General features: G+C 46.3%; 5 protein-coding genes, 4 tRNA genes and 4 rRNA genes. 10 read left to right on the top strand and 3 right to left on the bottom strand.

Annotation, left to right across the window (positions count from 1 at the left end):
- Together OCU36_RS11905 and pepA are read right to left on the bottom strand one after the other, a co-directional pair.
- Positions 1–450: a DNA polymerase III subunit chi gene (locus OCU36_RS11905; RefSeq protein ID WP_261838168.1), complete on the bottom strand. Its 450-nt coding sequence runs from the start codon at positions 448–450 to the stop codon at positions 1–3.
- A gap of 84 nt (positions 451–534) precedes the next feature.
- A complete protein-coding gene (pepA, locus tag OCU36_RS11900) occupies positions 535–2,055 on the bottom strand; it encodes a leucyl aminopeptidase (RefSeq protein ID WP_261838167.1) in 1,521 nt (506 codons plus the stop codon).
- Between the two features lie 191 nt (positions 2,056–2,246).
- Between pepA and lptF the strand changes: the two genes are divergently transcribed.
- Together lptF and lptG are read left to right on the top strand one after the other, a co-directional pair.
- A complete protein-coding gene (lptF, locus tag OCU36_RS11895; protein WP_261838166.1) occupies positions 2,247–3,347 on the top strand; it encodes an LPS export ABC transporter permease LptF in 1,101 nt (366 codons plus the stop codon).
- Between the two features lie 3 nt (positions 3,348–3,350).
- Entirely contained in the window at positions 3,351–4,421 is a 1,071-nt protein-coding gene (gene lptG / locus OCU36_RS11890; RefSeq protein ID WP_261838165.1) for an LPS export ABC transporter permease LptG, read from the top strand.
- Between the two features lie 64 nt (positions 4,422–4,485).
- Here the strand turns inward: lptG and OCU36_RS11885 are convergent, their stop codons facing one another.
- Entirely contained in the window at positions 4,486–4,962 is a 477-nt protein-coding gene (locus OCU36_RS11885; RefSeq protein ID WP_261838164.1) for an RDD family protein, read from the bottom strand.
- Positions 4,963–5,157: 195 nt separating this feature from the next.
- Here OCU36_RS11885 and OCU36_RS11880 point away from each other — a divergent pair.
- The 8 genes from OCU36_RS11880 (at position 5,158) to OCU36_RS11845 (ending at position 11,929) form a co-directional block, all read left to right on the top strand.
- Positions 5,158–5,242: transfer RNA gene (locus OCU36_RS11880), tRNA-Leu, on the top strand.
- 1,111 nt (positions 5,243–6,353) lie between these two features.
- A 16S ribosomal RNA gene (locus tag OCU36_RS11875) occupies positions 6,354–7,908 on the top strand.
- Between the two features lie 67 nt (positions 7,909–7,975).
- Positions 7,976–8,051 (top strand) — tRNA-Ala (locus OCU36_RS11870).
- Between the two features lie 333 nt (positions 8,052–8,384).
- Positions 8,385–11,278 (top strand): 23S ribosomal RNA (locus tag OCU36_RS11865).
- A 118-nt stretch (positions 11,279–11,396) separates the two neighbouring features.
- A 5S ribosomal RNA gene (gene rrf, locus OCU36_RS11860) occupies positions 11,397–11,512 on the top strand.
- 75 nt (positions 11,513–11,587) lie between these two features.
- Positions 11,588–11,664: transfer RNA gene (locus OCU36_RS11855), tRNA-Thr, on the top strand.
- Between the two features lie 42 nt (positions 11,665–11,706).
- Positions 11,707–11,822 (top strand): 5S ribosomal RNA (gene rrf, locus OCU36_RS11850).
- The 16S, 23S and 5S rRNA genes sit together here with 3 tRNA genes alongside, the layout of an rRNA operon.
- Positions 11,823–11,852: 30 nt before the next feature.
- Positions 11,853–11,929 (top strand) — tRNA-Asp (locus OCU36_RS11845).
- The last annotated feature ends 369 nt before the right edge of the window (positions 11,930–12,298 follow it).

The raw sequence follows: 12,298 nt of genomic DNA, 5'->3' as shown, positions 1-12,298 counted from the left end.
CTATGGATGTTGAATCTCGATAGTTTGTAGCTGATATCCAGCCTGACGGTAAATTTTATACCTTTCTCGAGCGAGTTGCTTAGCTTTTTCTTCGCAAGGAACGAAGTCTATCACCTGAGCAAAGGCGTTCGCAAAGGTTGTATGATTATCGGCCAGATTTATTACCAGTTGGCGATTCCAATTATGTTTTACGCCTTGATAGCCAATTTCGATGTTGGTTGAATACTTTGGGCCTTCGCCAACTAAGTTATGCGCGATGAATTCATTAGGCTCTGCCTGCCAAAAAACTTCAGCGATACGCTCAGCATGAGCTTGATCGTTACAGTTGAGGTAAAGTTTAGCGCCTTGTTTTGCAAAGTGCTGCGCAAGAAACAGTACATAGTGAGCGAGACCGGCTTCACTTGCTTGTGGGCTGTCTGAAGACACTATGTAAAACGTGGCAGTCTGCATCTTGAATACTCTAACTGAAAATCGTGGATACCAATCTTACTCAGCAATAGTGGTTATGAAAAAAGGGCCCGTAGGCCCTTCTCATTATTTTGAAGATTGCTCTTCAGTTTCTTGGCCGCTGCGGTTCAATAAGAATTGGACTAGCATTGAGACAGGGCGACCTGTCGAGCCTTTTGCAGCGCCTGATTTCCACGCCGTACCTGCACTATCTATATGTGCCCAATGGTACTTTTTAGTGAATTTAGACAGGAAACAACCCGCAGTAATCGTACCGCCAGGACGGCCGCCGATGTTTGCCATATCAGCAAATGGGCTGTTCAGTTGCTCATGGTACTCGTCAGCCATAGGTAGACGCCATGCGCGGTCGCTTGCTTGCTCTGAAGCATTAACAAGTTCATGAGAAAGTGGGTTGTGGTTTGATAGAACGCCACTGATGTGGTGACCTAGAGCAATAACACACGCGCCAGTTAGTGTTGCAACGTCGACAACACAATCTGGTTCAAAACGCTCAACGTACGTTAGAGCATCACACAGAACTAAGCGACCTTCAGCATCAGTATTGAGTACTTCAACCGTTTGACCTGACATTGTCGTTAGGATATCACCCGGACGATAGGCGTTGCTACCTGGCATGTTTTCACAACCGGCTAAAACACCGACAACGTTGATCGGCAAGTTAAGTTTTGCCAATGCTTTCATTGTACCAAATACAGACGCAGCACCACACATGTCGTACTTCATCTCATCCATGCCTTCTCCTGGCTTGAGTGAGATACCGCCTGAATCAAAAGTCAGACCTTTACCGACGAGGACGATAGGTTTTGCATCTGGGTCAGCAGCACCTTTGTATTCCATGATAGACATCATAGATTCGTTCTTCGAGCCACGGCCAACCGCTAGGTATGATGTCATACCCAGTTTTTCCATCTCTTCTTCGCCAATGATCTTAGTCTTCACTGTCTCGTAATCGTCGGCTAAACGACGAGCTTGAGAAGCAAGGTAAGCTGGGTTAGCGATGTTTGGTGGCATGTTGCCAAGGTCTTTAGATGCTTTGACACCTGAAGCAATAGCAAGACCGTGAGAAATCGCTTTCTCACCCAGGCTCAATTCACGACGCGTCGGTACGTTGAATACCAATTTACGCAGTGGACGACGAGTTTCTGGCTTGTTGCTCTTGAATTGGTCAAATGTGTAAAGACCATCTTTAGTCGCTTCTACCGCTTGACGAACTTTCCAGTAAGTGTCTCGGCCTTTAACGTGCAGTTCTGTTAGGAAACATACTGCTTCCATAGAACCTGTTTCGTTGAGTGTGCTGATGGTTTTCTGAATAATTTCTTTGTATTGACGTTCGCCTAGCTCACGTTCTTTACCACAACCAACCAGTAAAACTCGTTCTGAAAGTACACCCGGTACTTGATGCAGTAGTAGCATCTGGCCAGGTTTACCCTCTAGATCACCGCGACGAAGCAGTGAGCTAATGTAGCCATCGCTAATCTTATCTAATTGCTCGGCCACTGGAGAAAGGCGGCGCGGTTCGAACACACCAACAACGATACATGCGCTGCGCTGCTTCTCTGGGCTGCCACTTTTTACACTGAACTCCATGCGTACTCCTACATCCTGAAGACAAATCAAACTAAATGTTAGATAATAGACTCTTACTTGTTGGATCCTATAATGGAACTAACCTTAATGAAGAGCGCTAACACTTAGCTAGAAATTAAAAAAATAAAAGGTTCAACGGGAAATTATAGTGATTCAATCAAAAAAACAAGTTTTGTATAGGTAATTTGAGTGTGATTATTGTTAGATATTTGATCCGAGAGACAATCAAGAGCCAATTTGCGATCTTTTTTGTTCTTTTTCTCGTGTTTCTCAGCCAAAAATTCATCAGTGTTTTAGCGGATGCGTCTGATGGTGATATTCCGGCGCGTCTCATATTATCGATTGTTGGTCTTAATATGCCAGCAATGGGTTTATTGATGCTTCCTCTCAGTATCTATATTGGTATTTTGCTGACTTTTGGGCGCCTTTATGCCGAAAGTGAAATAGTGGTAATGAACGCGACAGGTATTGGTAATAAATTCCTGATCCAATCTGCGCTTTACTTGGCTTTGATTACCGCATCGATTGCTGCATTTAACTCATTTTGGTTATCTCCCTGGTCACAGGATAAAGTTGAGCAAATGTACGAGGAGGTGGCTGCACAGAACAGTGTTGACTTGCTGCCTAAGGGGAAGTTCGAAGGCACTCCCGATGGTTCCTCTGTGGTCTTCATTGATGATATTGACGGCAATAAGTTAGAAAATGTATTTGTTGCTCAAATGCGCCCTAGAGGATCGGTACTTCCTAGTGTAATGTTTTCTCAGTCGGGAGACGTAAAAGAACTCAGTGATGGCCGACAAGTGATTGTTATGTACGATGGGATTCGCCATGAGGGTGTCCCTACTCGTTTAGATTATATGGTGACGCATTTTAAAGAATACGAAGGTCTGATAGGGCAACGCGAAGTTGAGAAAAAAGGTCGAGACTGGGAAGCGATTCCAACCCTAGACCTTATTGGTAACCCTGATAATAGGGCGAAAGCTGAGTTGCAGTGGCGTATGTCATTAGTACTTTGTATTCCATTGTTAACCATGCTCGTTGTACCCTTGTCGGCAGTGAATCCTCGGCAAGGTCGTTTCGCAAAAATCGGCCCAGCAATACTGATTTATTTGACTTACTTCTTAGCTATTAGTGCAACCAAATCTGCGATCGAGGAGGGGAGTATCCCGGCGGTCGTCGGCATGTGGCCAATCAATGCGTTATTATTATGTGTCGCGATTGGTGCCAATTTTATGGATAGCTTGCCGGTCAGAAATTTGAAAGAAAAATTTAAGAATAAGAGGTTGGCTTAAGCCGTGTTTAAGATTCTCGATTTATATATAGGCAGAACCATCATCGCAACGACGTCATTAGTATTGGTGACGTTTGTTGGCCTCTCTGGGATCATCAAGTATGTAGAACAGCTGAGAAAGGTTGGTCGTGGTACCTATGATCTATTACAAGCGCTGTATTTCGTTCTATTGAGTGTCCCTCGTGATATCGAAATGTTTTTTCCAATGGCGGCCCTGCTTGGTGCTCTGATTGGGCTAGGTATGCTAGCTGCGAGTTCTGAACTCGTGGTCATGCAGGCGGCGGGTTTTTCTAAGTTAGATATTGGCCTATCGGTTCTCAAAACCGCGATACCACTAATGATAGTTGTAACACTGCTTGGTCAGTGGGGGGCTCCTCAAGCACAAAAAATGGCTCGTGATTTAAGAACCATATCGATTGCTGGTGGTAATATTATCTCTACCCAAAGTGGGGTATGGGCACGTGATGCCAATGACTTTATATTCATTGTCAAAATTGACAATGAAAAACTATATGGTCTAAACATGTGGCGCTTTGATGAAAATAAGGTATTGAAGAAGGCAATATATTCAAAAGAAGTCGACTATGTTGGAGATAACGTTTGGACGATGAAGGAGGTCGAAATCACGTCGTTCGAAAATGAAATTCAAATTACTAAAGAGAGTCTACCGACTTACACTTGGGAAACGTCACTGGCTCCAGATAAGTTAGCGATAGTGACTGTTAAACCAGAAGAGCTGTCGTTAAGTGGGTTGTATGATTATGTTTCTTACCTGAAAGCGTCAGAGCAAGACGCTTCGCGTTATGAATTGGCGTTATGGCGAAAAATAACTCAACCGATCTCGATAGCGGTCATGATGTTGTTGGCATTGTCGTTTATCTTTGGACCTTTGCGTAGTGTGACGATGGGGGCTAGGATTTTGTCTGGTGTTATTGCAGGTTTTACCTTCTATATATCCAGTGAGTTTTTCGGTCCCGTCAGTTTGGTTTATCAGATACCTCCAGCCTTTGGCGCGCTCGCCCCGAGTGTGGTGTTCCTCGGAATTGCGGTCCTATTGTTGAGACGCAAATTGTAAATAGAAAAAAGGAAGGCATAACACCTTCCTTTTTTGATCTTACTAATTATTTGCTTGCATCGAACTAGTGAGGTTGAGCTAATACGACCACTTCCGTTTTCGCCCAGATATCGTGGAAGCCACGTTTTTGAGGGTCGAATGGTACACATAAGTTTGCCAGTCCAAATCCGGAGGTTCCTAAACGAATCAGCGCTTGGGTTACGGTAATCGCGGAGCCATCTTTATTTTGAACGCGAAGCTTCCAAGCTCTCATTCCAAGTGTTTGGCCAGCTCTTGTCCAAAAGAAAACAAAGAAAGACATCCAAACGACCACTAAATAAAAGGTGTAAGCAGGGCTCCAAATCGGGTGGTTGGTTAAGAAGTCACTGACATCGGCATAACCACTATGGTTAAAAATGCCAAGAGCCATGAGAGCGTGTAATAGAGCGACAATAAAGCCAGCCGCCAACATCTCAATAGCGATTACGATAAGGGCGTCATAGAACAAAGCACCAAATCGGCGCATGACTCCTGCGGGTGGCATTGTGTTTGTTGATGTCATGGTGTTATTACTTCTTCAAAAATTGAGGCGTCAGAATATAGTCTAAGGCTTGGCGTGAAAAGAGACATAACGCACAGCTTATCACTTAGTGGCGAAATTATCGGCAAACACACATGAATTCAAGTTTTTATACTTGCCACTTCAGTTCGCATACGTATAATGCCAAACATCGAAAGGGCAAAGCCCCAAGATAATGCCGGTATGGTGAAATTGGTATACACGACGGATTCAAAATCCGTTGCCTTCGGGCGTGGCGGTTCAAGTCCGCCTACCGGTACCATATTTAAATGACAAAGCCTCGACGAAAGTCGGGGCTTTGTTGTATCTAGCGCAATCAAAAGTGGCTCTGGATTTATTATTTCTGCTATCAACTCAATTCCTACCCCCTGTCGTTATATAGAAGAAGATACATTTTACTGTGCGCGGGATTGTGATAAGTAGATGAATGAATCAACTAGGTGTATCTCGCTTAGTCTGTTTGCATTGAGTCGCTCTTCTTATCACCTCTTTATTCATTCTCAAGTATCAATAACCCTAATTAGTGCATGGCTGTTTCTTATGGATTTTTACTTTGCAGTAAGATTCTGAAATGCAATGGCATAGAATAAATGTCGCGGTTCCGAGAGTGGCCTATGGGCTTAGGAGGGGAAATTATTCTTTTAAGCTATATCAGGTAACGTAAAACCTAGGTTTATTCGAATTTTCTCATTTATGTTCCCAACCTTTTTCAATTAGCTATACGTGTTATCCACAGGTGTTTGTGGGTATTTTGTTTAAAAGTTGGTAGGTAATTGGTATAAATAAGCTCTTGGGTTGAATAACTTTGCTTACCCCCTTTTTTTAATAAAAAACGCATTTAGTGCTTGCCAATAATGGTTGCGTCTCTATAATGCGACCCCACTGAGACGGCAGGCGCCACAAGGCTTCAGCAACAATCAGTAAGACGGCAAATGATGAGAAATTAATTTTCAAAAAGTGTTTGACACCGAATGTTAATTCGCTAGAATGGCCGTCCACTTCGAGAGGTACCTTATTTAAAAGGAACGCTCAACAAGTGAAGCTCTTTAACAATTTAAACCTATCAATCTGTGTGGGCACTCGTTGATGAATATCAAAACGTTTTATCGTTAGATAAAACAGATTCTTCGGAATCAAAATTGATTTCAATGAACTGAGTGACCAATTCAAATTGGGTTCAGCCTTGAGCTGTTTTGTTTTACTTTTTCAAAAGTGAAAACCAATAAGAGCACAGTCAATTCATTATCATTCTGTTCCTATTTATTTAAGAAGAGAGGGGTAATAGCTTTAGAATTACATGTTCTTTGTTTATTTTCGAATAGGCGAATGAATATTAGTTTTGAAGTCAGTATTCGTTGAGTCGACAAAATCTTAAATTGAAGAGTTTGATCATGGCTCAGATTGAACGCTGGCGGCAGGCCTAACACATGCAAGTCGAGCGGAAACGACACTAACAATCCTTCGGGTGCGTTAATGGGCGTCGAGCGGCGGACGGGTGAGTAATGCCTAGGAAATTGCCTTGATGTGGGGGATAACCATTGGAAACGATGGCTAATACCGCATAATGCCTACGGGCCAAAGAGGGGGACCTTCGGGCCTCTCGCGTCAAGATATGCCTAGGTGGGATTAGCTAGTTGGTGAGGTAATGGCTCACCAAGGCGACGATCCCTAGCTGGTCTGAGAGGATGATCAGCCACACTGGAACTGAGACACGGTCCAGACTCCTACGGGAGGCAGCAGTGGGGAATATTGCACAATGGGCGCAAGCCTGATGCAGCCATGCCGCGTGTATGAAGAAGGCCTTCGGGTTGTAAAGTACTTTCAGTTGTGAGGAAGGGGGTAGTGTTAATAGCGCTATCTCTTGACGTTAGCAACAGAAGAAGCACCGGCTAACTCCGTGCCAGCAGCCGCGGTAATACGGAGGGTGCGAGCGTTAATCGGAATTACTGGGCGTAAAGCGCATGCAGGTGGTTCATTAAGTCAGATGTGAAAGCCCGGGGCTCAACCTCGGAACTGCATTTGAAACTGGTGAACTAGAGTACTGTAGAGGGGGGTAGAATTTCAGGTGTAGCGGTGAAATGCGTAGAGATCTGAAGGAATACCAGTGGCGAAGGCGGCCCCCTGGACAGATACTGACACTCAGATGCGAAAGCGTGGGGAGCAAACAGGATTAGATACCCTGGTAGTCCACGCCGTAAACGATGTCTACTTGGAGGTTGTGGCCTTGAGCCGTGGCTTTCGGAGCTAACGCGTTAAGTAGACCGCCTGGGGAGTACGGTCGCAAGATTAAAACTCAAATGAATTGACGGGGGCCCGCACAAGCGGTGGAGCATGTGGTTTAATTCGATGCAACGCGAAGAACCTTACCTACTCTTGACATCCAGAGAAGCCAGTGGAGACACAGGCGTGCCTTCGGGAGCTCTGAGACAGGTGCTGCATGGCTGTCGTCAGCTCGTGTTGTGAAATGTTGGGTTAAGTCCCGCAACGAGCGCAACCCTTATCCTTGTTTGCCAGCGAGTAATGTCGGGAACTCCAGGGAGACTGCCGGTGATAAACCGGAGGAAGGTGGGGACGACGTCAAGTCATCATGGCCCTTACGAGTAGGGCTACACACGTGCTACAATGGCGCATACAGAGGGCAGCAAGCTAGCGATAGTGAGCGAATCCCAAAAAGTGCGTCGTAGTCCGGATTGGAGTCTGCAACTCGACTCCATGAAGTCGGAATCGCTAGTAATCGTGAATCAGAATGTCACGGTGAATACGTTCCCGGGCCTTGTACACACCGCCCGTCACACCATGGGAGTGGGCTGCAAAAGAAGTGGGTAGTTTAACCTTTCGGGGAGGACGCTCACCACTTTGTGGTTCATGACTGGGGTGAAGTCGTAACAAGGTAGCCCTAGGGGAACCTGGGGCTGGATCACCTCCTTATACGAAGATACTTACGATGAGTGTCCACACAGATTGATTAGGTTTAGAAAAGTTAAGAGATGATATTGGGGCTATAGCTCAGCTGGGAGAGCGCCTGCCTTGCACGCAGGAGGTCTGCGGTTCGATCCCGCATAGCTCCACCATCTTTAAGGGTTTTTCCCTAAGAATCTTTAAAAATGGTTTCGAAAGAAATCAAGCTCTTTAACAATTTGGAAAGCTGACTGATTGATTACTTGCGAGTAATTCAATCAAATTTAAAAGTTCTCAATGTTTATCTTTCATTAGATAGACACAACAAACACATTCAAGTGTCTTGTATTCGATTCAAACTTGTTTGAATCACAATTGAGTCCGGCAAACAGTCATTGAGAATTAACCCTTCTTAATGACAACCAAAAACCTTGGTTGCTTTTTGTCTTCACTTTTTAAAAGTGAAAGCAAATTTGTATCATACACAAGACCCTTTCGGGTTGTATGGTTAAGTGACTAAGCGTACACGGTGGATGCCTTGGCAGTCAGAGGCGATGAAAGGCGTAATAACTTGCGATAAGCCCAGATTAGGTAGTAATAACCTTTTGAGTCTGGGATTCCTGAATGGGGAAACCCACTTACATAAGTAAGTATCCTGTTGTGAATACATAGCAACAGGAGGCAAACCGGGGGAACTGAAACATCTAAGTACCCCGAGGAAGAGAAATCAACCGAGATTCCGAAAGTAGCGGCGAGCGAAATTGGATTAGCCCTTAAGCTTTTAATGATGCAGGTGAAGAGTCTGGAAAGTCTCGCAGTAAAGGGTGATAGCCCCGTAACCGACACATCATAATCAGTGAAAACGAGTAGGGCGGGACACGTGATATCCTGTCTGAATATGGGGGGACCATCCTCCAAGGCTAAATACTACTGACTGACCGATAGTGAACCAGTACCGTGAGGGAAAGGCGAAAAGAACCCCTGTGAGGGGAGTGAAATAGAACCTGAAACCGTGTACGTACAAGCAGTAGGAGCACCTTCGTGGTGTGACTGCGTACCTTTTGTATAATGGGTCAGCGACTTAATTTTAGTAGCAAGGTTAACCGTTTAGGGGAGCCGTAGGGAAACCGAGTCTTAACTGGGCGTACAGTTGCTAGGATTAGACCCGAAACCAGGTGATCTAGCCATGGGCAGGTTGAAGGTTGAGTAACATCAACTGGAGGACCGAACCGACTAATGTTGAAAAATTAGCGGATGACTTGTGGCTAGGGGTGAAAGGCCAATCAAACCTGGAGATAGCTGGTTCTCCCCGAAAGCTATTTAGGTAGCGCCTCGGACGAATACTACTGGGGGTAGAGCACTGTTAAGGCTAGGGGGTCATCCCGACTTACCAACCCTTTGCAAACTCCGAATACCAGTAAGTACTATCCGGGAGACACACGGCGGGTGCTAACGTCCGTCGTGGAGAGGGAAACAACCCAGACCGCCAGCTAAGGTCCCAAAGTATAGCTAAGTGGGAAACGATGTGGGAAGGCTCAGACAGCCAGGATGTTGGCTTAGAAGCAGCCATCATTTAAAGAAAGCGTAATAGCTCACTGGTCGAGTCGGCCTGCGCGGAAGATGTAACGGGGCTAAGCTATACACCGAAGCTGCGGCTACGTACCTTAGGGTATGTGGGGTAGGGGAGCGTTCTGTAAGCCGTTGAAGGTGGTCTGTAAGGGCTGCTGGAGGTATCAGAAGTGCGAATGCTGACATGAGTAACGATAAAGGGAGTGAAAAACTCCCTCGCCGGAAGACCAAGGGTTCCTGTCCAACGTTAATCGGGGCAGGGTAAGTCGACTCCTAAGGCGAGGCCGAAAGGCGTAGTCGATGGGAAACGGGTTAATATTCCCGTACTTCTTACAATTGCGATGGGGGGACGGAGAAGGCTAGGTGGGCCTGGCGACGGTTGTCCAGGTTCAAGTACGTAGGCGGGTGGTTTAGGTAAATCCGGACCGCTACTAACGCTGAGATACGATGTCGAGCTACTACGGTAGTGAAGTCATTGATGCCATGCTTCCAGGAAAAGCCTCTAAGCTTCAGATTGTAAGGAATCGTACCCCAAACCGACACAGGTGGTCGGGTAGAGAATACCAAGGCGCTTGAGAGAACTCGGGTGAAGGAACTAGGCAAAATGGTACCGTAACTTCGGGAGAAGGTACGCTCTTATCAGTGAAGTCCCTTGCGGATGGAGCAGACGAGAGTCGCAGATACCAGGTGGCTGCAACTGTTTATTAAAAACACAGCACTGTGCAAAATCGTAAGATGACGTATACGGTGTGACGCCTGCCCGGTGCCGGAAGGTTAATTGATGGGGTTAGACTTCGGTCGAAGCTCTTGATCGAAGCCCCGGTAAACGGCGGCCGTAACTATAACGGTCCTAAGGTAGCGAAATTCCTTGTCGGGTAAGTTCCGACCTGCACGAATGGCGTAATGATGGCCACGCTGTCTCCACCCGAGACTCAGTGAAATTGAAATCGCTGTGAAGATGCAGTGTACCCGCGGCTAGACGGAAAGACCCCGTGAACCTTTACTACAGCTTGGCACTGAACATTGAACCTACATGTGTAGGATAGGTGGGAGACTTTGAAACCGCGTCGCTAGATGTGGTGGAGTCGTCCTTGAAATACCACCCTTGTAGTTTTGATGTTCTAACGTTGGTCCCTGAATCGGGATTACGGACAGTGCCTGGTGGGTAGTTTGACTGGGGCGGTCTCCTCCCAAAGAGTAACGGAGGAGCACGAAGGTGGGCTAAACACGGTTGGACATCGTGTGGTTAGTGCAATGGCATAAGCCCGCTTGACTGCGAGAATGACAATTCGAGCAGGTGCGAAAGCAGGTCATAGTGATCCGGTGGTTCTGAATGGAAGGGCCATCGCTCAACGGATAAAAGGTACTCCGGGGATAACAGGCTGATACCGCCCAAGAGTTCATATCGACGGCGGTGTTTGGCACCTCGATGTCGGCTCATCACATCCTGGGGCTGAAGTCGGTCCCAAGGGTATGGCTGTTCGCCATTTAAAGTGGTACGCGAGCTGGGTTTAGAACGTCGTGAGACAGTTCGGTCCCTATCTGCCGTGGGCGTTGGAAAATTGAAAGGGGCTGCTCCTAGTACGAGAGGACCGGAGTGGACGAACCTCTGGTGTTCGGGTTGTCATGCCAATGGCATTGCCCGGTAGCTAAGTTCGGAATCGATAACCGCTGAAAGCATCTAAGCGGGAAGCGAGCCTTGAGATGAGTTTTCCCTGGCACTATAAGTGTCCTAAAGGGTTGTCGTAGACTACGACGTTGATAGGCAGGGTGTGTAAGTGCTGCGAGGCATTGAGCTAACCTGTACTAATTGCCCGTGAGGCTTAACCATACAACACCCAAGGGGTTTTGTGGGCTCAATAGAAAGACAGACCTTGAATGCGTTTGAAGAGAATTTAACAGCTTTCCGAGTTATTAATTGTCGCGTAGGCGTCAATTAACCCAATTTGCTTGGCGACCATAGCATTGTGGACCCACCTGATTCCATGCCGAACTCAGAAGTGAAACACAATAGCGCCGATGGTAGTGTGGGGCTTCCCCATGTGAGAGTAGGACATCGCCAGGCTCCAAATTTATTTTCACTTTTTTGAAAAGTGAAGACAAAAAGTTTCCAAAATCGTTTTTAAACGGTTTTCGAATTGCTGATATAGCTCAGCCCGGTAGAGCGCACCCTTGGTAAGGGTGAGGTCCCCAGTTCGAGTCTGGGTATCAGCACCACTATTTAGTTGATTTGATTCATCAAGTTAATAACCGAATTTGTTTGACGACCATAGCATTGTGGACCCACCTGATTCCATGCCGAACTCAGAAGTGAAACACAATAGCGCCGATGGTAGTGTGGGGCTTCCCCATGTGAGAGTAGGACATCGTCAGGCTCAAATTGCTTTAAGCTGAATAGACACTGCGGAGTGGTAGTTCAGTTGGTTAGAATACCGGCCTGTCACGCCGGGGGTCGCGGGTTCGAGTCCCGTCCACTCCGCCACTTATTAGAAAGCCTAGTCTTATGACTAGGCTTTCGTCGTTTCTGGGGACCGATAATTTGATCTCCGACCAGCGAGTACCGGTCACCTGAGATCCAGCAATTCCGCTACTTATAAGAAGCCTCGCTAGAAGTAGTGGGGCTTTTTTACATCTAAATCATAGTGCTTCGCACGTCAGTCGAATAACTTGCACAAAAGATTCCCGTATCCCATAGCTCTTAGCCTAGGTGCTCCCCAACCCTACGATTAGAGTTACATCATTTCAGACTCCAGTTGGAAGTTGAAACAAGCATACAGCTTTAACCTCAGTGCCGAGTACCTGTACCATACGCGTTGTAAGTTAGGTTTATGAGACTGATCTGATTCTGCAT

This window comes from Vibrio artabrorum (genome assembly GCF_024347295.1).
Classification (GTDB): Bacteria; Pseudomonadota; Gammaproteobacteria; order Enterobacterales; family Vibrionaceae; genus Vibrio; species Vibrio artabrorum.
Note: the sequence above shows the minus strand (reverse complement) of the source record. Positions and strands in the feature narration are given on the sequence as shown.

Coding starts and splice junctions, on each gene's coding strand:
- OCU36_RS11905 (WP_261838168.1), bottom strand. CDS start 450: ATGCAGACTGCCACGTTTTACATAGTGTCTTCAGACAGCCCACAAGCA.
- pepA (WP_261838167.1), bottom strand. CDS start 2,055: ATGGAGTTCAGTGTAAAAAGTGGCAGCCCAGAGAAGCAGCGCAGCGCA.
- OCU36_RS11885 (WP_261838164.1), bottom strand. CDS start 4,962: ATGACATCAACAAACACAATGCCACCCGCAGGAGTCATGCGCCGATTT.